This window comes from Archangium sp., from assembly GCF_045802675.1.
GTDB lineage: Bacteria > Myxococcota > Myxococcia > Myxococcales > Myxococcaceae > Archangium.
The window spans coordinates 1-19,171 of sequence record NZ_JBJMQO010000117.1 but is presented as its reverse complement, the minus strand read 5'-3'; the positions used below and the strand labels follow the sequence as shown (position 1 = coordinate 19,171).

At 72.3% G+C, this 19,171-nt stretch carries 17 protein-coding genes; 9 read left to right on the top strand and 8 right to left on the bottom strand.

The window, feature by feature from the left end:
- Nucleotides 1-7: 7 nt before the first annotated feature.
- Nucleotides 8-673 (bottom strand): sterol desaturase family protein, encoded by a 666-nt coding sequence (locus tag ACJ8AN_RS32445; protein ID WP_407759416.1) that lies wholly within the window; start codon nt 671-673, stop codon nt 8-10.
- Between the two features lie 274 nt (nt 674-947).
- Between ACJ8AN_RS32445 and ACJ8AN_RS32440 the strand changes: the two genes are divergently transcribed.
- From ACJ8AN_RS32440 to ACJ8AN_RS32430, 3 genes are all read left to right on the top strand, one after another.
- Nucleotides 948-2,234 (top strand): c-type cytochrome, encoded by a 1,287-nt coding sequence (locus tag ACJ8AN_RS32440; RefSeq protein WP_407759415.1) that lies wholly within the window; start codon nt 948-950, stop codon nt 2,232-2,234.
- A gap of 4 nt (nt 2,235-2,238) precedes the next feature.
- The gene (locus tag ACJ8AN_RS32435; RefSeq protein WP_407759414.1) at nt 2,239-3,891 is read left to right on the top strand and encodes a M55 family metallopeptidase; all 1,653 of its coding nucleotides are present in this window, start codon (nt 2,239-2,241) and stop codon (nt 3,889-3,891) included.
- 273 nt (nt 3,892-4,164) lie between these two features.
- Nucleotides 4,165-5,145 (top strand): hypothetical protein, encoded by a 981-nt coding sequence (locus ACJ8AN_RS32430; RefSeq protein ID WP_407759413.1) that lies wholly within the window; start codon nt 4,165-4,167, stop codon nt 5,143-5,145.
- Nucleotides 5,146-5,181: 36 nt separating this feature from the next.
- Here the strand turns inward: ACJ8AN_RS32430 and ACJ8AN_RS32425 are convergent, their stop codons facing one another.
- Entirely contained in the window at nt 5,182-6,585 is a 1,404-nt protein-coding gene (locus ACJ8AN_RS32425; protein ID WP_407759412.1) for a cytochrome P450, read from the bottom strand.
- 163 nt (nt 6,586-6,748) lie between these two features.
- On the opposite strand from ACJ8AN_RS32425, the gene ACJ8AN_RS32420 reads away from it, so the two are divergent.
- Nucleotides 6,749-7,303, top strand: coding sequence for a molybdenum cofactor carrier protein (locus tag ACJ8AN_RS32420; RefSeq protein WP_407759411.1), 555 nt, complete (start codon nt 6,749-6,751; stop codon nt 7,301-7,303).
- 98 nt (nt 7,304-7,401) lie between these two features.
- Here ACJ8AN_RS32420 and ACJ8AN_RS32415 read toward each other — a convergent pair whose 3' ends face one another.
- From ACJ8AN_RS32415 to ACJ8AN_RS32390, 6 genes are all read right to left on the bottom strand, one after another.
- Complete coding sequence (locus tag ACJ8AN_RS32415; protein ID WP_407759410.1) at nt 7,402-7,722, bottom strand: hypothetical protein; 321 nt, start codon at nt 7,720-7,722, stop codon at nt 7,402-7,404.
- A gap of 94 nt (nt 7,723-7,816) precedes the next feature.
- Nucleotides 7,817-8,422: a hypothetical protein gene (locus ACJ8AN_RS32410; protein WP_407759409.1), complete on the bottom strand. Its 606-nt coding sequence runs from the start codon at nt 8,420-8,422 to the stop codon at nt 7,817-7,819.
- A 129-nt stretch (nt 8,423-8,551) separates the two neighbouring features.
- The gene (locus ACJ8AN_RS32405; RefSeq protein ID WP_407759408.1) at nt 8,552-9,619 is read right to left on the bottom strand and encodes an Ig domain-containing protein; all 1,068 of its coding nucleotides are present in this window, start codon (nt 9,617-9,619) and stop codon (nt 8,552-8,554) included.
- Entirely contained in the window at nt 9,616-10,365 is a 750-nt protein-coding gene (locus tag ACJ8AN_RS32400; RefSeq protein ID WP_407759407.1) for a hypothetical protein, read from the bottom strand. Before ACJ8AN_RS32400 ends, ACJ8AN_RS32405 begins: the two co-directional genes overlap by 4 nt.
- Nucleotides 10,362-11,621 (bottom strand): hypothetical protein, encoded by a 1,260-nt coding sequence (locus ACJ8AN_RS32395; protein WP_407759406.1) that lies wholly within the window; start codon nt 11,619-11,621, stop codon nt 10,362-10,364. Before ACJ8AN_RS32395 ends, ACJ8AN_RS32400 begins: the two co-directional genes overlap by 4 nt.
- Before the next feature lie 126 nt (nt 11,622-11,747).
- Nucleotides 11,748-13,955 (bottom strand): NAD(P)-binding protein, encoded by a 2,208-nt coding sequence (locus ACJ8AN_RS32390; RefSeq protein ID WP_407759405.1) that lies wholly within the window; start codon nt 13,953-13,955, stop codon nt 11,748-11,750.
- 131 nt (nt 13,956-14,086) lie between these two features.
- Between ACJ8AN_RS32390 and ACJ8AN_RS32385 the strand changes: the two genes are divergently transcribed.
- From ACJ8AN_RS32385 to ACJ8AN_RS32365, 5 genes are all read left to right on the top strand, one after another.
- On the top strand, nt 14,087-16,147 hold the full coding sequence (locus ACJ8AN_RS32385; protein WP_407759404.1) for an FAD-dependent oxidoreductase: 2,061 nt from the start codon (nt 14,087-14,089) through the stop codon (nt 16,145-16,147).
- Between the two features lie 199 nt (nt 16,148-16,346).
- Nucleotides 16,347-16,961 carry an RNA polymerase sigma factor gene (locus ACJ8AN_RS32380; RefSeq protein WP_407759403.1) on the top strand — a complete coding sequence of 205 codons (615 nt, stop codon included), beginning with the start codon at nt 16,347-16,349 and terminating at the stop codon, nt 16,959-16,961.
- Complete coding sequence (locus ACJ8AN_RS32375; protein ID WP_407759402.1) at nt 16,958-17,737, top strand: zf-HC2 domain-containing protein; 780 nt, start codon at nt 16,958-16,960, stop codon at nt 17,735-17,737. The genes ACJ8AN_RS32380 and ACJ8AN_RS32375 overlap by 4 nt, the downstream gene beginning before the upstream one ends.
- Before the next feature lie 102 nt (nt 17,738-17,839).
- Complete coding sequence (locus tag ACJ8AN_RS32370) at nt 17,840-18,265, top strand: arsenate reductase ArsC (protein WP_407759401.1); 426 nt, start codon at nt 17,840-17,842, stop codon at nt 18,263-18,265.
- Between the two features lie 106 nt (nt 18,266-18,371).
- Nucleotides 18,372-19,171 (top strand): HAMP domain-containing protein (locus ACJ8AN_RS32365; protein ID WP_407759400.1); only part of this gene is annotated, 800 nt, incomplete at its 3' end.

Below are 19,171 nucleotides of genomic sequence, written 5' to 3'. Positions count from 1 at the left end.
GCGGGGACTACTCCGCCGCGTTCGTGCTGGTGCCCTGCTTCGTCGCCTCGCGCGCCGCCTGCCCGCGCACCTGCAGCGAGCCCACCACCCCATCAATCCAGCGGTGGCTGATGCCGAAGTTCTTGTCCGGGCAGGCGAAGTGGTGCGCCATGTGGTGCGAGCGCAGCGCCTTGCCCCAGTTCGTCCACGGCTTCTTGTAGTGCACCGCCCAGTGCAGGTAGTCGTAGGCGAGGTAGCCCACGACGACGCCGAAGAAGTACGGAATCGTCGCGTCCGGCCGGCCCACCAGCCACAGCAGCCCGCCAATCACGATGGCCAGCGGGATGCTCGCGCCCAGCGGCATCACCAGCCGCTGCGGATCATCCGGGTACGTGTGGTGGTAGCCGTGGATGATGGCGTGGAAGCGCCTCGTCAGCGGCCCGTTCCCCTCCCAGTGGAAGAGGTTGCGGTGCAGCGTGTACTCCATGAAGCACCACGTGAGGTAGCCCAGCGGGGCGAACAGGGCCGCCTTCCCCAGGTTCGTCGTCCCGCTCCAGAGGGCCCAGCCCAGCATGGCCGTGATGAGCGGGATGTAGAAGACGAAGGGGGTGGCGGGGTGGATCTTCGAAGCGGCTTCGAGGAAGGCGTTCTCGAACATCCGCCCGGAGGAATGACGCTCGTACTCGGTCTTCATGGCCGTACCAGCTTGGGAGGCGGGGTGTCGGTAGGGGCCGGCCCCCGGAAGGGCGATTGGGTGTTTCCTGGCGGACACCGCCCGCCGTGGGTCCTATATACCCCCGGGCCCGCGAGGGGACGCCACCAAAATACCGGAGGCGTCTTCCACTGCGCATGCGGCGCGCTCGCCCCGTCCTCTCCTCCACGCCCGTCCGAGGGGCAGGCGGACGGGCAGTGTCTACCGTTGAACCCCGAGTTGCGGCATCCTGGATTTCTCCGGAGGTCGTGAACGGATGCGCCAGAGAGTCCTTAGCGCCGTGTATGGCACCTTGCTGGTGGGCAGCGCCCTGCTGTCCGGGTGCGCGAGTGTGTCCCATACCGCCTATCCGCCCATCCAGGCGGACCGCTCCCCCGAGGCGCTCGCGCGCGGTGAGGGCATCTTCCGCGGCGCCTGCGAGGGCTGCCACCGCGGGCCCGACTCGCAGCGCGTCACCGGGCAGGCCATGAAGGACGCGCCCGGGTGGCTCGGGCAGCTCCACACCGCCAACCTCACCGCGCACCCCACCGCCGGCATCGGCTCGGCGAAGGACGAGGAGCTCGCGCGCGTCATCCGCTACGGCGTCAGCCGCGACGGGCGCCTCATCCCCATGCCCGCTTCCCTCATGGGCGACAAGGATCTCGCGGCCGTGCTGGGCTTCATGCGCTCGCGGCATCCGCTCTTCGAGGCCGATGCCACCGTGGCGCCCCACACGGAGTTCTCCTTCCTGGGCGGCCTGGCCTTCGGCCTCGTGACGCGCGTGCCCGAGCACCCCGCCTCCGGCATGCCCGTGCCCCCCAAGGGGCCCACCCTCGAGTACGGCCGCTACATGGCCCATGTGCTCGACTGCGCCGGCTGCCACACCGACAGCTTCGACCCCAAGGACGCCGACGGCTCCAAGGGCTTCTCCGGTGGCCGTGAGTTCCTCGGCGCCGATGGCAAGCCCATCCGCTCGGCCAACATCACCTTCGATGCCACGGGCCTCCAGGGCTGGAGCCTCGAGGACTTCACCCGCGCGGTGCGCGATGGGCTCGCTCCCGGCGCCATCGTCCGCTACCCCATGCCGCGCTACCGCGGCGCGGACGACGTGGACATGAAGGCCATGTACGAGTACCTCCGCTCGCTGCCCCCGCGCCGCCACGAGGTGCCCGGCGCCCGGCCCCACTCCACGCCCGCGCCCGGTTCGCCCTCGGCCTCCACCTCCTCGCAGGCCGTGGAGCCCGGCTCGCCCGTGCGCACCTCGGCGCCCGCCGCGCTCGCCGGGCTGGTGCTCGCCCAGGCCGAGCCGAAGAAGGACGTGGACCCCGCCGCCCTCTTCTCGCGCCTGGGCTGCACGCTGTGCCACGCCCCGGGTGCCCGCTACCACGACCGCATCGTCAAGGCCGCCGGCAAGTCCGAGCAGGACCTGGCGAAGTGGATCCGCAACCCCGAGCAATTCGTCCCCGGTACCACCATGCCCACCTACGCCTCGCTCATCGACGAGCCCACGGCGCTCGCGCTGGCGAAGTGGATCCGGGCTGGCGGCCCTGGTGCGGGGAAGTAGGCGCATGAGCGGGCGCCGGGCGCTGCTCGTCGTGGACCTCGAGGGCGTGGCCGGCGTGGACTCGCCGGGCGCGCTCATCTGCGAGACGCAGGAGTACGCGCGCTCGCGCGCCCTGCTGACGGCGGAGGTGAATGCCGCGGTGGAGGGCCTGCTCGCCTCGGGCTTCCAGCGGGTGCGGGTGAGCGACAGCCACCTGTCCGGCTCGGGAGCAACCAATCTGCTGATGGAGGCGCTGCACCCCGCCGTCGAGCCGGACTTCCACGGGGAGGATGCCTACGCGCCCCGCTTCTTCGAGGACGTGCAGGCGGTGGCCTGTCTGGGCATGCACGCGGCGGCGGGCCAGGCGGGCTTCGGCGCGCACACCGTGGACCTGATGGGCGCGTGGTCGTGCGCCGGGCATGGGCTGTCCGAGGCGGACCTCGTGCTGGGGCTGGCGGCGGAGGCCGGCGTGCCCGCGGTGTTCGTCTCCGGAGACGACGTGCTGCAGGCGCGGCTGGACGGGCGCGTGGGCTACGTGCGCACGAAGGTGGCCCTCTCCGTCACCCGGGCGTACTCGCGCGCCCCCGAGGAGGTGCTGCCGGAGTTGAGGCGTGCCGCCTCGCTGCCGGGCCGGCGGGTGGAGCCTCTCCCGGACGTGCCGCTCGTCCTCACCTTCAAGAGCGGGCACCAGGCGGCGCTCGCGGTGGAGGCGGGGGCGCGGCGGTTGGACCGCTACCGCGTGGAGGTGGCGGGGCGCACCTTCCGAGAGCGCTATTCGAGGGCCCTGCGCGCCGCGTCGGCCGCGAGCTCGGTGCTGGGGGGGGCGGTGGCGGGCGCGCCCGGCTCTCCGGCCTTCCTCCGGGATGCCACGGCCCTCTTCCGCCTGCCGGGGCCTCCCGCGCAACCCTCTTCACCGAGGGCGGACGCGGTGGAGCGCGCGCTGCGGGCCTTCCTCTCCCTGACGGAGGGCGACTCGGACGCATCGCGGGCCCTGCGCGCGCTGACGCTGCACATGCTGGAGGGCCATGCGCCCCGGGCCTTCGCGCGGCGGGAGCTGGGCCCCGCGCTGGAGGCGGCGGTGGCCGCGCTGGCCGAGGTGCCCCTGGCGCTCCCCGCCGGCCTGCCTCCGGACGAGGGCATGGCCCGGGTGGATGCCTGGTACGTGCGCCGCGAGCGCGGCCTGCCCCATGCCCCGCTCGAGCCCCAGGCCCTCCGGGCCTACCTGGAGCACCTCGACGGCGAGGACTATTCGCTCCATGCGTGGCTGCTGGGGGAGATGGCCGCCTCGTGCGGCCTGGACGTGCGCCTGTCCATTCCCGAGCGGGCCTTCCGGGACAGCTCGCATCTGGCGGACCTCTACTGGCTCACCCACCTGTACCTGCTCGACACCCGCTACCTGCGCCAGGCCCCGAGAGACCCCGGCGTCACCGGGTGGACGGAGGAGCTGCTGGTGGCCACGCCCTGGGTGGTGGAGCAGGGCAACGTGGACCTCGCGGCGGAGCTGGCCTTCTGTCTCCAATGTGGCGGAGAGGCCGGGGGCGGTGCCCACGCGGCGCTCCTGGAGATGCTCGCCGAGCACCAGCAACCCGAGGGAGACCTGGGGGGCGACGACCATGCCACCGCCGGCGCGCTGCTGGCCCTGGCCGGCGCCGAGGAGCGACTTTCCTCCCCACCCTGACGAACCGGTGAGTGCCGGAGTGGCGCCATCTTTCCCGGATGGGGAAAAGACTTTCCACGGTGACCCTGTAGGCCCCTGTAGGTAGCCCCGGCTCCCTGTTGAGTGCCCCACGTTGCGCGGCCCGCAGCGTCGAGCGGCCGACGGGGTAGCTGTCGGGCCTCACACTTCTACGGCTTTCCTGGACTTCCCGCCCATGCAGGTCTGGCGGTGCATCCCCACCGTGACTTCTGGCCGCGGGGGAAACCCCCGGTGGCCGCGAGCCGGAGGTGAGCCATGGGTGTCACGTCTTTCGATGGTCTGCGGATCGGGATGGCGGGGCGTGGAGCGGGTCGGGGCGTGGTGGGGTGGATGCTCGCATCGAGCCTCTCCCTGGTGGGCGCCACCGGCTGCGGGGTGCAGGACCTCCCGGCCGAGGAGCAGGACGCGGCGCTGAGCACCCAGGAGCAGGCCCTCCACGAGGACAACGGTCTGTCGCTCAATGGTCTGTCGCTCAACGGTCTGTCGCTCAACGGTCTGTCGCTCAACGGCCTGTCGCTCAACGGCCTGTCCACCACGGACTTCTCCACCTGGTTCAACGGCAACCCGGCCAGCAATGACCAGCTGATGCGCTACATGGTCCGCTGCGCGGTGCCCGCCACCGAGACCCGCAGCTTCACCAACCCGCTCACGGGCGCGCTCTACACCTGGCAGGGCGGCCTGGGCCTGGCGCCGAGCTGGTCGGGCGGCGCTCCGGCCACCCTGGCCGAGCAGCAGATCATCTCCGCGTGCCTGGGGGCCCACGCCAACAACTACGGGCTGCACATCTCCATCTCCGTGCTGGGGCGCGACTCGAACGGGGTCAACATCCCCTACACCAGCGACGAGCTGGCGAGCTTCCCCAAGAAGGAGTCTTGCTTCTTCGGCAACGTCTTCACCAACGAGGGCCTCTTCGCCGGCAATGACCGCAACGCGCTGGCCGCCGACGAGAGCACCTCGCGCCCCTGCGGCCTGAAGGGCTTCGGGGCGCTGGCCAACGCCGAGTGCACGCAGGTGAAGCGCATCGGCCAGTGCGAGAACTACTGCACCCTGGACGCCAACGGCACGTCCTACACGCAGTGCACCTTCAACGGCGTGCAGTACAAGCCGCTCACCACCCGCCTGCGCGCCGAGGACGTCCACCACTGCGGCGACGGCGTGTGCCAGACGGGCGAGAAGTGTGGCTGGGGCGTCACCGCCGACAGCTGCCTGCTCGACTGCGGCACCTGCCTCCTCTGAGACGCCCTCCGGGACGCTTCGGAGCCCCCGCGCGGCTCACCCCGCGCGCGCCTGGACCTGGGGCACGCCCTCGCGGCGCGCCACGTTCATGGGCATGGGGCCCTTGGGACGCAGCGATACGTGGGGCTCGGGCACCACCGGCACCCCGGGCACCCCGCGCAGGCGGTAGCGCTGGGCCACCATCGCCAGAATCAGCTGCGCCTCCATCATCGCGAAGTTGTTGCCGATGCACTGCCGCTGCCCCCCGCCAAAGGGCAGGTAGGCCCAGCGCGGCCGGTCCTTGCTGTTCTCCGGGAGGAAGCGCGTCGGGTCGAAGCGCTCCGGCTCGGGCCAGAAGTCCGGGTGGCGGTGGGTGACGTAGGGCACCAGGATGACGATGTCCCCCTTGGGAATCCGGTAGCCCCCTACCTCGTCGTCCTCCTGGGGCACGCGCGGAATGGCCCAGATGGGCGGGTAGAGGCGCATGGCCTCCTCGAAGACGCAGCCCACGTAGCGCAGCTTCGGAATGTCCGCCAGCGTGGGCAGCCGCCCCCCGAGCGCCGCGTCCACCTCCGCGTGCAGCGTGGCCTCCACCTCCGGGTTGCGCTCCAGCAGGTGGAACGTCCACGCCAGCGAGGTGGCCGTCGTCTCGTGGCCCGCCAGCAGCAGCGTCATCACCTCGTCGCGCAGCTGCGCGTCATTGAAGGTGTCGCCCGTGTCCGAGTCGCACGCGGCCATCAGCATGCCGAGCAGGTCATGGTCCGCCGGGGCCCCAACCCCCTTGGCGCGGCGCTGCGAGATGATGCGGCGCACGATGGCGTCCAGCGAGTCCACCGCCTGGCGGAAGGCGCGGTTCTTCCGCGTGGGCAGCCGGTAGAGCCAGGGCAGGTAGGGCAGCGGCGAGATGATGCGCTCGTTGGTGACCTCGAGCGCGGTGGTGAAGGCCTCGCCCACGGCGCGGGTGCTCTCGCCCACGTCCACGCCGAAGAGGGCGCGCACCGCCACCGTGAGGGTGAGCTTCATCATCTCCTGGAACACCGGCAGCGGCCGGCCCCCGTCCACCGCGGGCTCCCACTGCTGGAGCGTCTCCTGGATGGTGTCCGTCATCATCCCGCCGAGCGCGGCCAGGCGCTCGCGGTGGAAGGCGGGCTGGGCGAGCCGACGCTGGCGCTTCCAGAAGTCGCCCTCGGCGGTGAGCAGGCCATTGCCCACCAGCGGGCGCGTCTTGTCGAAGACGGTGCCCTTCGTGTAGCGCGCGTTCGCGTCGGCGAGCACGTGCTTCACATGGTCCGGGTGCGTGAGCTGCTCCACGAAGATGTAGCCCATGCGGTAGCGCACCACGTCGCCCAGCCGCTCGCGGCTCTGGAGGTACAGGCCGAGCGGGTTGCTCTCGCGCTCGGGCAGGTGGCCCAACAGCCAGTGGCCCGGCGGCATCGGTGGCAGCGGTGCGGTGGTCGTCATGATTTCCAGGGACAGGCGAAAAGAGAGCGGCATTGTGTACGCCGCGCCGTGTCGGAGCCAGCGTCCAGCGGGAGACGGACGGGACGGGGCGAGGCCCCGGCTCCCTGACAGAGGGCTAGGGTGAGGGCCTTCTCCCCCCTTGGTGCGCGCTGGGAGCGAAGCCATGCACACCCGTCGTGAAATCATCGGCGTGCTGGGCTCGGGGAAGGAGGAGCACCGGGCGTGGGTGGAGCCGCTGGCGCGGTGGGTGGCGCGGCGGGGCTTCCACCTGCTGACGGGGGCGGGCGGCGGGGTGATGCGCGCGGCGGCGGAGGCCTTCGTGGCGGTGGAGGGGCGCGAGGGGCTCTCGCTGGGCATCGTCCCGGGCGAGGTGGTGGACGGCAGGTGGCGCGGCAAGCCCGGCTACCCCAACGCGGCGGTGGAGGTGCCCATCCTCACGCACCTGCCGCTGAGCGGCGAGCAGGGAACGGAGCCGATGAGCCGCAACCACCTCAACGTGCTCACCGCGCGGGCGCTGGTGGCGCTGCCGGGAGGCGCGGGCACGGTGTCCGAGGCGGTGCTCGCGCTGCGCTATGGCCGTCCGCTCATCCTCTTCGGGCCGCGCGAGGCCTTCGGCGCCTTCCCCGCGGAGCTCGAGCGCACCGAGGCCCTGGAGCGCGTGGGGGACTTCCTCCTGGCCGCCGTGGGGCCTCGGGCCCGGGTCACGGACGGAGGCTGAGCCGCCGGAAGAAAAGACGCCCCCCGCGCCGGAGGGGGGAGTGCTCCGGCGCGGGGGGCGGCGCGTCGAGGGGTGGCTCGCGCGCGCTGGCATTCGGGTTACTGCGAGACGGGGACGAGCGTGTCCACCGCGGCGGTGCCGGTGAGGATGAGCGTCTTCACCAGCCCGTCCGTGGCCAGCGACGGATCCACCACGGCCTGGGTGAGCGCCGCCCGCGCCTGGGCACTCGAGTAGAGCGCGGTGCAGGCGCTCGGGGCGGTGGTGGGCTGCTCCACGACGGGCTTCTTGCTACCGCCCTGCAGCGCGGCGCGAGCCTTCGCGGTGGTGGAATCGCTCCCGGTCTCCGGGGCCGAGGTGCCACAGCCAGCGAGGAGGGCCGCGGTGGTGAGGGTGAGGCCCAGCGTCTTCACGGAGTTCATCATGCTCCCCAATGCCGGAGCGCCCGGGGCACCCGGCCGTGGGCGGCTTCTCCTGTCATTGCGGCGGGCCTTCCGGGTTGGATCCGGATTCCATTCAAAAATGATTTTCCGCCTGGAGCGGTGCGAGGTAGTGGGCTGTGCGCAGCTCGCCGCCGAGGTCCACGAAGAAGCGTGGCTCGGCACTGGTGGGCCACGGGGAGGCCGAGTCCTGTAGCCACTGCGTGGGCAGGACGAGCGTCCCCTCGCGCAGCGGGAGGAGGTACCCGGGTGCGCTCCAGATGTGGTCCCCGAGCTGGAGCGCGAGCGTGGGCGTCTCCACGAGCGACCCGGGGGCGTCGAACACCGCGCGCGAGACGAGGATGGGAATGGCGGGCGTGCTCACCCCGAGGTGCTCGCAGGTGCGGCCCGTGCCGCTCGCGTCCCGCAGCACGGTGACGGCGCGCGCCAGGGAGGCGGCTCCCGCGACGAATATCCTGCCCACGCTGGAGGGCTCGTCCTCGCCCGGCGACCGGCGCGAGTACCCGAGCACCCCCTGTCCCTCCTCATCGAGGTGGACCCGCACGGGTTGCTCCCCGGCCTGCTCGGGAGGAACGAGGACGACGATGGCGGGGGTGGCCACGGTGGCCAGGCCCGCCTGGCCCAGCAAATAGGCGCAGGGCGGTTCTCTCAGGGAGGCGCCCGCCACCGACAGTCCCGCCACCGCCACTCCCGCGAGGAGCGGCTTCCAACTCCCTGGACTCTTCCAACCCTGCTGATGTGGCGCGTCGATGATGTGCCCTCCAGTCCCATGGACACGTGAGGGATTGGGCGGGGCGCGCGCGGTTGGATCTCAGTAAACGGTCAACTTCAGCGGCCTCGACGAGGTCGCCGGGCCCAACAGGCCCGAGGCCGCGGAGACGGTGAAATCATATGTCCCGGGCAGAGAGGGCGTCCCCGAGAGCACGCCCGTGTCGCTGTCGAGGGTGATGCCCGGGGGCAGCTTCGACGCGTCCACCACGCTCCAGGTGACGGGGGTGGGGTTGCTCTGGAGGGAATAGGTGTAGGGCGAGCCCGCGCGCGCATCGGGGGTGGCGCTGCTCTTGATGCAGACGGCCGTGGACGAGCACGCGATGGAGGTGAGCTGGAGGCGGCGGATGGCCGTCTGCGGAGGCTCGTCGGAGTCCGTCACCTGGACGTCGAAGGGCGGAGTGTCGCCGTCGTCCGACTTGCCATCCACCTGCCCGGTGTCGCGCAGGACGATGCCCGAGGGCGTGCTGCCCGACATGAGCTCGAAGGTGTAGGGGGCTTTGCCTCCGGTGACCGAGAGCTGTTCCGTGTAGGCCTTGCCGCTCTCGAAGTACGTGAGGACGCCCGGCCCGGCCAGGCGCAGCACGGGACGGATGCTCACGGAGAGCTCCTGGCCGGCGCGCTGCGTCCCGTCCTGGTCCACCACCTCGACGGTGAAGCGGAACTCTCCGGCCGCGGTGGGCTTGCCGGAGAGCTCTCCCTGGACGCCGAGCGACAGGCCCGGCGGCGTCTCCCCGGCGATGACGGAGAAGGCGTAGGGCGGAGTCCCTCCGCGGGCCTCGAGGCGATGGAGGTAGCTCACCGTCTCCGTGCCCACGCCGGGGCTGCCCGGCACGAGCACCAGTTGCGCCGGCCCCGCGTCCGGCGTGCCGCCATCCGTGCCCGCGTCGGAGTCCCCATCCATGCCCGAGGGCGTATCGGCGGGGCAGGGGCCGCGCTCGCCACAGTCCGGAACGCAGACCTTCTCGGAGGCCAGACATGTCCAGCCCTCGGCGCACGCGCCCTGCGCGTCACACGCGGGGAAGCGCGAGAGGTCCGGCTGGAAGACGCACGCCGCCCCTCCGAGTCCCAGCACCGCGGCGAGTCCCATCCATGTCGGCCAGCGGCTCATGGCAACTCCCAGACGAAGAAGACGGCCCCACCCGCGCCCAGCACCGCGCCCGCCCCCATCAGCACGTTCGCCGTGCGCGCCTGCTTGCGGCCCTCCTGCAGCCGTCCCTCGAGGCAGGCGCGGAAGGCCTCGCCGTCGCCAGTGCAGCCCGCGTTGCCCTGGGTCAGGCCCGTCTCCGCGCGGCGCGCCGCCAGCCCGAAGCCCACTCCCGCCGCGAGCGCGACGCCTCCCGCCGCCAGCAGCACCGTGGGCAGGGCCCGGACCGGGCGCTCCACACGCTGGGAGGCCGGCCGCGAGGACCACAGCGCGCCGAAGGCCTCACGCACGCGCGTCTCCTCCAGTCCCGGGGGGCCCTCGCCGGAGAGCTGCACGAGGGTATGGGACTCCTGGCCCTCGCGGTCCACCAGGGAGAGCGACACGCTGCGCGCACCGCCCACGCCGAGCGCCACGCCGCGCACCAGCCGCTCCGTGCCGAGCGCCACCACCTGCGCGCCCCGGCACGCCGCGTCCACGCAGCCGGGCATCCGTCCGCCCTGGGCGCGCACCTTCGCCACCGTCGGCGCGCGCGGCTCCAGGCACAGGCCGGAGGTGCCCCCGGCCACACGGCGCACCACGTCCTCCAATTGCCGCGTCTCCGCCGTCGACAGCGCCACCGGTTGGAAGGGGACGAGCACCACCCGCTCGCCCTTGCACGAGGAGGGGGTCTGCGCCAGTGACAGCACCAGCGCGAGGGACAGAAGACTCATGGCGAGAGGTCGGGCTCCTGCTCGGGGGCGACGGGCGTCTGCCCCAGGCTGGCCATGTATCCGGAGTAGAAGCGGGGGCCGAAGGGCATGGAGAAGAGCCTGTCGCGGAAGGCGTCCTCCACGGCGCCGCGCGAGGCCACGGCGTTGTCGCGCCAGGAGAGGCCCCCCGCATCCACCACCGCGCTCGCCCGGGGGAACTTGAAGGCGGCCTCGCGCCCCGAGGCCCTCAGGAAGTAGCCGTACCCGGGCGGCAGGCCCAGCACCACCGTGCGCTCGCGCTCCTTGTTGAGCTCGGCCACGCGCAGGCCGCGCGAGTCCTCCACCCACAGCCGTCCCTCCAGGCCCGCGGGCAGCAGGAGGAAGCCCAGGCGCGCCCTGTCCCCCAGGTCCACCAGCGCCGCCGAGCGGTCCTGCGCGGGCGGTTGGATGGACACCTCGAGTCGGCCGCGCACGTCGTCCACGCCCTGGTTGGCGGCGGCGATGAAGGCCTGCAGCTCCGAGTACTCCACGCGCCCGTCCGCGTTGACGTCCGCGGCCCCGGAGAGCGCCGAGAGCACCTGGTGGCTGAAGACGCCCGAGCGGATGGCGCTCCACTCATGGCTCTCCTGCTCGCGGGTGGTGGAGAGCACGGCGCCCACGTGCGGGTAGCGCGTGAGCTCGCGCGTGGCCAGCAGGCCCTGCACCGCCTGCACCTGGGCGGGCGCCACCGGCAGCGCGCCCCGCGAGTTGACGAAGTAGTACGAGTCGCACGCGTCCACGATGAGGTGGATGAAGGACGCGCTGCTGGGGGCAATCACCTGCGCGTAGAGGTCCGTGCGCGTGAAGGCCCCGTCCAGCAGGGCCACCGCGCCCTCGCCGGCGGCCCCGCGCTTCCCGTGGCCGGTGAAGACGAAGTAGAGCACCGGGCTGTCGCCGCGCTTGCGGTCCTCGGACATGAGGGCGTTGAGCCGGCCGAGCGCTTCCTTGAGCGCCGGGCGGGTGGGCGGACGCGTCCGGGCGGCGAGCCCCGGGTGGAGCGCCTGCGTCTCGGCGTCCAGCACGGAGAGCAGCACCGTTTCCTTGGTGTGCGAGGAGAAGAGCTCGTAGTAGCGCGCGCCGTCATCATCGGCGTAGCGCAGGGGGGCCTGCTTCGGTTCGAGCCCGGTGTTGTTGGCGAGGATGAGCGCGTAGGTGGGCCGCTCGGGCGCGGCGCTCGCGGCGGTGCCGACGAGGAGCGCGACGCACAGGGCCACCGGAGTGCATCGGAGCAGTCGCATGCGCGGGGGAGTGTCTCCGGGAGGCACCGGAGGCCGCAAGGTGCCAGGGGTGCGCGGGGGTACTCCCCCCCGTGTCCCCTCCAATGCCTCTCCGGGACTGCAGTGTTGCTCAGTCGACCTTGAGGCTCATCCCACCTCGCGCTCGGGGCGGGGCCGGGGCGCCTCGTCGCGATGGGGTGGCTCCAGCGGAATGACGCGGGCGGACGGAGCGGACGTGGGCTTGTCCCAGCCCAGCTCCTCGCCGATGAGGGGGAAGTGCACGCCGGAGAGGGCCCGCGCCGCGAGGAGGCCGCCCTGCACCGCGCCCTCCATGCACGCCACGTACATCCCGTTGTCTATCCAATCGCCGGTGACGACGAGGTTGGCGTAGCCGGTGTCGCCCGCCTTCATGCGGTACTTCGTGGAGCCGGGGAGCGCCACCGTGCAGCGGTCCGCCGGGTCGCAGTTGGAGCGGTAGTACTGCGCCTCGAGCCGGGCCTCGCCCTGGCGCTCCTGGGGGTCCACCAGCCGGTTCCAGTCGATGCGCGGCGGCACCCGGGGGTCCACCAGGCCGGGCACCAGCGGGGTGAGGTGGTGGCGCAGGAAACCGAGCGACTCGTCGCGGGCGCGCGCCGTTTCCCGGGCGGGGTAGCCCGTGTCGCTCGCGGGAGGCGCCAGGTCCGGGCCCTCCTGGGGGCCGGTGAAGTAGTGCACGCTCCGGGGCCGGTACGCCGCGGGCCAGGGCTCCGAGTGCAGCACCTGTGTCATCTCCGCCCAGGTGTTCATCGGCTCCACGTACAGGCTCAGCAGCGGCGAGGGCATGTCCCAGCCCAACTCCTTCAGCGAGCGGTCCAGCCACACCTGGAGGGAGAGCGTCTGCACCGACTTCACGTTCGCCACCATGTCCCGCCAGCGCGGGCTGTGCGCGAGCAATTCCTGGCACAGGAAGGGGACGCAGCCGATGGGCGTGGCGAGCAGCACCTGGTCGAAGTCCTCGCCCGCCTTCAGCGTCACGCCGCCCACGCCCTTCCACGCCGAGTAGTAGGACTCCAGGTCGTGGCCCTTCACGCGCTCGGCGTCGCGCACCTGCTCCCAGAGGGGCTCGGCGGGCCAGCACTCCAGGCCGTTGACGGAGACGAGCGGCTCATAGCCCTTCTGCGGCTCCTTCAGCTCCACCTGCCGGGTGAGGCGCACCGAGTCGATGGCGTCCCCGCCCGGCGTGAGGTGCAGCGACTCCACCTTGTGGAAGAGCTCGAAGCGCACCCCTCGCCGCTTCAGCACCTGGTAGAGCGGGGCGAAGACGGCATCGCCCATGCCCGAGCGCATCTTGTAGTAGGCCGAGCCCTTGTAGGTGAAGCCCATGCGGAAGAGCGCGCGCAGCGCGGTGCCGGCCGCCACCCGGGGCCGCAGTGGGTCTCCCCGCTCGTAGGAGAACGCCGCCCCGTAGATGGTGCGCACGAAGGCCGACTCGAGCGTGTCGGAGTGCGCGCCGTGCCCGCGCAGCCAGTCGCGCAAGTCCTGCTCGTCGAGCGCCCGGAGCGCGCCCGGCTCGTACAACCGGTCCGCCATCATCCCGATGAAGACGGTGGACCAGAAGTCCACGTAGGCCCAGACGCGGAAGGAGCGGATGCTGTCCTGGGAGCGGCGGTGCAGGGACGCGATGGCGAGCTGGCGCACGCGCCGCACCAGGTGCAGCAGCCGCGGGGCATGGGCCTCGAGCGTGCCCGAGGCCTTCCCGGCCAGCTTCAGCGCGGCCCGCAGCAGCCGCAGGGCCACCTGGAGGCCCGCGTCCGGACGGCCCGAGGGGGTGCGCGGTGCATCCGGGCTCTGCCTCCAGAGCCGGCGGTGCGAGTGGAGCGCGTCCGCCACCCGCCGCTCCGCCTTCCAGCCGAGCAGGAACTCCAGCAGGGTGTGCAGCAGCAGCGAGGCATAGTCCCCACTGCTGTTGAGCACCGCGCCGTTGCCGGGCACCGCGGCGTTGGCGGGGAACTCGACGGGCCAGGGGTGCCAGCGGCCCTGGAACCACTCCTCCACCAGCCCGAAGCTGTGGGGCTCGAAGGCATCTCGCCACGTGGCGAGCGGGTGCTCCGGCGGCCGCCCCAGCTCCTCGTAGCAGGCGCGAATCATCGAGAAGAAGTTCTCGTAGAAGCCGAAGAGGATGTGCAGCCCGTGCTCCTCGATGCGCCCGTCCCGGCCGCGCCCGCTGCGCCCCTTGCCCCCGAGCCGCCAGCCCATCTGGTACACGGTGAGCTCGTAGCGCGCGCGGAGCTCTGGATTCGAGGTGAGGTGGTAGGCCGCGGTGAGCGCGGACGGGCCGCCTCCGAGGATGGCGATTCGGGTGCGTGCTGCGGGCATGGTGTTCTCGCGCGGTGGGGGAGCCTACCTCTCATGCCCCTTCAGGCGCGCGGGGGTCAAGCCGCCCCCCGCCTGGGCCGGCGCGGGGTGGACTGCTAGCCTCGCGCCCGCCCCCCCACCGTTTCCGCCCCATGCCCCCCGACTCCCAGACCGACTCCCGCACCCGCGTCCTCATCCTCGGCGCGGGCCCCGCCGGGCTCTCCGCCGCCCACGCCCTGAGCCGTACCCCCGAGCTGCGCGCCCGCTACGCCGTCACCGTCTACCAGGTGGGCTGGAGGGCCGGAGGCAAGTTCTCCTCGGGCCGCCGGCCGCCCGCGAGCACCATCGACGTGAATGGCACCCACTTCCTCTTCGGGTGCTACGACGAGACGTTCTCATTGGTGCGCGAGGCGTATGACGCGCTGCGCGCCCGCGGCGACACCCGCTCCGGCACCTTCGAGCAGGAGTTCCTCCCGCGCAACACGCTGGTGTGCCAGCAGTTCTTCGCCGGCCGCTGGACGCGCTGGGCGCTGGAGTTCCCTCCCAACGCGCTGCGTCCCGGGACACCGGGCTCGCCCATCCTGCCCTCGCAGTACTTCTGGATGGTGGTGGGGTGGCTGCGCACGGCGCTCGTCGGTCAGGGCTCGGGGGCGAGCGCTCCGCCGCGCCTGCTGCCCGAGGGCTGGGGCGCGGAGCTGCTCCAGCGGGCGCTCGGGATGCTGGGCCCGGACACCCGGAGCTCCGAGGGGGCCCGGCGGTGCTCGGCGGCGCTGCGGCTGCTGCGGAGCGGCGCGTGGCGGATGCTCGGCGGGCGCGTCGACTCGGACCTGGCCACGCGGCGCCTCTGGCTGCTCCTGGACATGGCCAGCACGGCGGCCATCGGCATGCTGGAGGACGGGGTGCTCGGCCCCGCGGGCTTCGACGCGTGCGACGGGGAGGACCTGCGCGAGTGGCTGGCGCGCCATGGCGCCACGGAGATGACGTGCCACTCGCCCCTCATCACCACCTGGTACGACGCCCTGGCGGCCTACGAGTGCGGAGACACCTCGCGGCCGGCGCTGTCCGCGGGCCTCAGCCTCAAGTCGCTGTTCCGCGCGATGTTCACCTACCGGGGAGCGCTCGCCTGGCAGATGCGCTCCGAGGCGGGCGAGTCCCTCATCGCCCCCGTCTTCGAGCTGCTGCGCGAGCGCGGCGTGCGCTTCCGCTTCTTCCACCGCGTCTGGGAGCTGCTCCCCGAGGCGGGCCACATCGAGCGGCTGGTGGTGGAGCGGCAGGTGGAGCTGAAGAGCGGGGACCCGGACTCCTACGAGCCCTTCATCGAGGTGAAGGGCCGGCGGGCCTGGCCGGACCGGCCGCTGTACGAGCAGCTCGCCACCCCGGACGTGGCGGGGCACGACCTGGAGTCCTTCTACACGCAGTGGCGCGGGACGAAGCACGAGCTGCGGCGGGGCGTGGACTTCGACGAGGTGGTGTTCGCGCTGCCGGTGGGGGTGGTGCCCTTCCACTGCGAGCGGCTGCTGCAGGAGCGGGAGGAGTGGCGGCGGATGGTGCGGCACGTGCCGGCGGTGGAGACGAAGTCGCTGCGGCTCGACTTCGCCACGGACCTGGCGGGGATGGGGTGGCCGGGGTCGGTGCCCATCGTGTCGGCCTACGTCCGCCCCTTCAGTACCTGGGAGGATGCCGGTTCGCTGGTTTCCGTGGAGGACTGGCCGGAGGGACTGGCGCCCCGGGCGGTGGCCACGGTGTTCGGTCCGCTGCTGGCGCCCGAGCAGCCGCCGGGGCCGGAGGAGGTGGACTACCCGCGGCTGCAGCACGAGGCGGCCCGGGCCGAGGCGCTGCGTTTCCTGGAGAACGACGTGGGGGCGCTGTGGCCGGGGGTGGTGGGGGCCCAGGCGCCGGGGGTGGACTGGGCGAAGCTGGTGGACCCCGAGCAGCGTCAGGGCCGGCGGCGCTTCGGGGCCCAGCGTGTCCGCGCCAACTGCGGTCCCTCCGAGCGCTACACCATGGCCCGGCCCGGGGGGCTCGAGCACCGGCTGCGGCCGGACGGCTCGGGCTACGCCAACCTGTGGCTGGCCGGGGACTGGGTGCGCAACGGGCTGGATATCGGCTGCGTCGAGGGGGCCACCCTGGCGGGCCGGCAGGCGGCCGAGGCCCTCGTCCGGGGCCAGACCGACTCGACACAGCAGGTGCCCGCGGAGACGCGGACGGGTTGAGAGCTCGTTGGAGAAGGCCATCGGCGAGCGTCACCCGCACGACGGATGAGCTCCTCCCCACGGGTCCCCCCCCGTCCTGCCTTTTTCCACCCGGGGCGATCCAATCCGGCCGTCCCCGAACAATTTCAGGAAAAGGCAGGGGTGACGCGAAAGCCCGGCCACGGTAAGTCGCCGAGGGATGGAGTGGGATGCGCGGACATTGCAACGCTTCCGGGACGGTGACTCGGAGACCCTGGGCCGGGTGTACCGGGCCCATGCCGAGACGCTGGCGCGGATGCTGCGGGCCATGGCGTGGCGTGGGCGGGGTTTCGGGCAGATGAGGGGCGCGCTGGAGCTGGAGAACACGGTGCTGGAGACGTTCGCCCGGGCCTTCGAGCCGAGGACGCGGGCGGCGTACGACGGGGTGCGGCCGTACGGGCACTTCCTGGTGGGCATCGCGCGCAACGTGCTGCTGGAGCAGGCGCGGCAGCGCGAGGTGGCGGTGGGGCTGGAGCCCTTCGAGGAGATGGGCGAGCCGCCGGCGGAGGGCGAGGGGCTGGCGCAGTCGCTGGAGGACCGGGAGGTGGAGGGGTTGCTGGCGAGCTTCAAGGAAGGGCTGACGCAGGAGGAGCGGAGTCTGTTCGAGCTGCGCTTTGGCGAGGACGGCCTGGCGCAGGAGAGCGCGGCGGAGCGGTTGGGGCTGACGCGCATCCAGGTGCGGCGCCGGGAGTTGGGGCTGAAGACGCGGCTGCTCGAGTTCCTGCAGGCGCGGGGCTACCTGGAGGGGATGGAAGTGAAGGGGTGGAGCTTCTTCAAGCGGCGAGGCCAGTCATGACGAGGTGCGCGGACCGACAGGCGAAGAAGGCGCTGGAGGCGCTCTTCCGGGGCGAGCTGGACGGGGAGGGCTACACCCGGCTGCGCGCGCACGCCTCGGAGTGCGGCGAGTGCCGCGAGGCCTACGACAAGCTGGGCCGGGTGGAGTCGGCGCTGGAGAAGCGCGCGCTGCCCGCGAGCCGCGAGGCGCTGCTGGAGAAGGAGCTGTTCGCGCGCCTGGGCTCGGCGACGGCGACGGCGGCGAAGCCCGCGAGGACGGCCGAGCCCGAGCGCAAGCGCTTCTTTCCCACCTTCTTCCTGCCGGTGACGGCGGGGCTGGCGCTGGCCGGGGTGGCGCTGCTGCTGGTGGTGCCGGCGGTGCTGAAAACCCAGACGCAGCCCGCGCGGGACGAGTGGGGCTCGCGCGGAGGCGAGCCGGGGACGGCGGCCTGGGGCCTGCGGGCCTTCTGCGTGGGCGCGGACGGACAGGTGCGGGGCGAGGCGCGGCCGGGTGGCACGCTGGTGTGCGGCGAGGGCAACGCGGTGCAGTTCAGCTACACGGCGCCGGAGGGCGCGAAGCTCACGGTGGAAGCCGCCTCCCCCGACGGTGAGCCCCTGCGCTTCTTCCCGCGGGAGGGCTCCTCGGAGCAGGTGACGCCGGGAGTGGACGTGCTGCTGCCCTTCAGCACGCCGGTGCAGGAGGGGTGGCTCGCCGGGCCGCTGGAGGTGCGAGCGACCTTCATGAACGCCCAGGGACGGCTGCTCTCGCGCACGCGGCTGACCCTCTCGCCGAGATAGCGAGCCCAACAACCCCTCTCCCATTGCCCCTTGGCGTCCCTGGGCCCGCGGTCCCACCCTTGTCACGCCATGACGTCCCCGAGCCCCTTCCGAGTCCTCTTCTTGAGCACGCACAACGCGGCTCGGAGCATCCTGGCCGAGTACCTGCTGCGCCGCCTGGCGCACGGGCGCTTCGAGACCCGCAGCGCGGGCCTGGAACCGAGGGGGGAGGTGCACCCGCTGACGCTGAAGGTGCTCCGGGAGCGCTTCCGTATCGAGCCGGAGGGGGCGCGCAGCAAGTCCTGGGAGGAGCTCCAGGGCGAGTCCTTCGACCTGGTCATCACGGTCTCCGACAAGGCGCGCGAGGTGGGCCTGCCGTGGCCGGGGCGGAGCATCACGGCCCATTGGGACGAGCCGGACCCGGTGCCTTTCGAGGGGGACGCGTGGGCGCATGAGCTGCGCTTCGTCCAGGTGGGGAGGGAGCTCTCCCAGCGCCTGGATCTCCTCTGTGCACTGCCTCGGACGAAGCTGGAGAACCTGGCGCTGTAGCGCTCGCCCGAGCGCCTGCCCTGGTACAAAGCACCATTGGAACAGGAACGAACGCCCGCGCCAGTCGGGTTGGGAAGACGCCCAACTTTCCGAACTGGAGAAGGCCGTGAATCGACGTTCCAGCCATTCCACCCGTACCCAGACTGGGAAGAAGACGCGCAAGAGCACGACCCTCGCGCGTCTCTCTCATGCCCGCCCGCGCAGGGTCGCGACGGCCGAGGCGCTCGAGACGCTGTTGGAGTCCCTGCGCGCCGTGACGCACGGCGACTTCTCCGTCCGCCTGCCCCCCGAGGATCAGCCGGTGGCGATGGAGGAGATCGCCCACGCCTTCAACGGCATGGTGGCGATGAACCAGCGGATGCAGGACGAGCTGGTGCGCGTGGAGCGCGTGGTGGGCCGCGAGGGCCAGATGGCGGAGCGTGCCTCGCTCGGCCCGGTGAGTGGCGGGTGGGCGTCGAGCATCGGCTCCATCAACTCGCTCATCGCGGACCTGGTGCAGCCCACGACGGAAGTCGCGCGCGTGCTGGGCGCGGTGGCGCGCGGTGACCTGACGCAGAAGATGGCGTTGGACCTGCCGGGGCAGCCGGTGAAGGGCGAGTTCCTTCGCATCGGCACCACGGTGAACGCGATGGTGGACCAGCTCAGCTCCTTCGCCGCGGAAGTGACGCGCGTGGCTCGCGAAGTGGGTACGGAAGGAAAGCTGGGCGGCCAGGCGCGCGTGCCCGGAGTCGCCGGTACGTGGAAGGATCTCACGGACAGCGTGAACCAGCTGGCCAACAACCTGACCGCGCAGGTGCGAAACATCGCCGAGGTGACGACCTCGGTGGCCCGCGGTGACCTGTCGCGCAAGATTACGGTCGACGCGCGCGGCGAGGTGCTCGAGCTGAAGAACACCGTCAACACGAT

Bases quoted from the DNA above. Each gene is read 5' to 3' on its own strand.
- ACJ8AN_RS32430 (WP_407759413.1), top strand. From the start codon at position 4,165: ATGGGTGTCACGTCTTTCGATGGTCTGCGGATCGGGATGGCGGGGCGT.
- ACJ8AN_RS32435 (WP_407759414.1), top strand. From the start codon at position 2,239: ATGAGCGGGCGCCGGGCGCTGCTCGTCGTGGACCTCGAGGGCGTGGCC.
- ACJ8AN_RS32440 (WP_407759415.1), top strand. From the start codon at position 948: ATGCGCCAGAGAGTCCTTAGCGCCGTGTATGGCACCTTGCTGGTGGGC.
- ACJ8AN_RS32415 (WP_407759410.1), bottom strand. From the start codon at position 7,722: ATGAACTCCGTGAAGACGCTGGGCCTCACCCTCACCACCGCGGCCCTC.
- ACJ8AN_RS32405 (WP_407759408.1), bottom strand. From the start codon at position 9,619: ATGAGCCGCTGGCCGACATGGATGGGACTCGCCGCGGTGCTGGGACTC.
- ACJ8AN_RS32425 (WP_407759412.1), bottom strand. From the start codon at position 6,585: ATGACGACCACCGCACCGCTGCCACCGATGCCGCCGGGCCACTGGCTG.
- ACJ8AN_RS32400 (WP_407759407.1), bottom strand. From the start codon at position 10,365: ATGAGTCTTCTGTCCCTCGCGCTGGTGCTGTCACTGGCGCAGACCCCC.
- ACJ8AN_RS32420 (WP_407759411.1), top strand. From the start codon at position 6,749: ATGCACACCCGTCGTGAAATCATCGGCGTGCTGGGCTCGGGGAAGGAG.
- ACJ8AN_RS32390 (WP_407759405.1), bottom strand. From the start codon at position 13,955: ATGCCCGCAGCACGCACCCGAATCGCCATCCTCGGAGGCGGCCCGTCC.
- ACJ8AN_RS32375 (WP_407759402.1), top strand. From the start codon at position 16,958: ATGACGAGGTGCGCGGACCGACAGGCGAAGAAGGCGCTGGAGGCGCTC.
- ACJ8AN_RS32395 (WP_407759406.1), bottom strand. From the start codon at position 11,621: ATGCGACTGCTCCGATGCACTCCGGTGGCCCTGTGCGTCGCGCTCCTC.
- ACJ8AN_RS32385 (WP_407759404.1), top strand. From the start codon at position 14,087: ATGCCCCCCGACTCCCAGACCGACTCCCGCACCCGCGTCCTCATCCTC.
- ACJ8AN_RS32445 (WP_407759416.1), bottom strand. From the start codon at position 673: ATGAAGACCGAGTACGAGCGTCATTCCTCCGGGCGGATGTTCGAGAAC.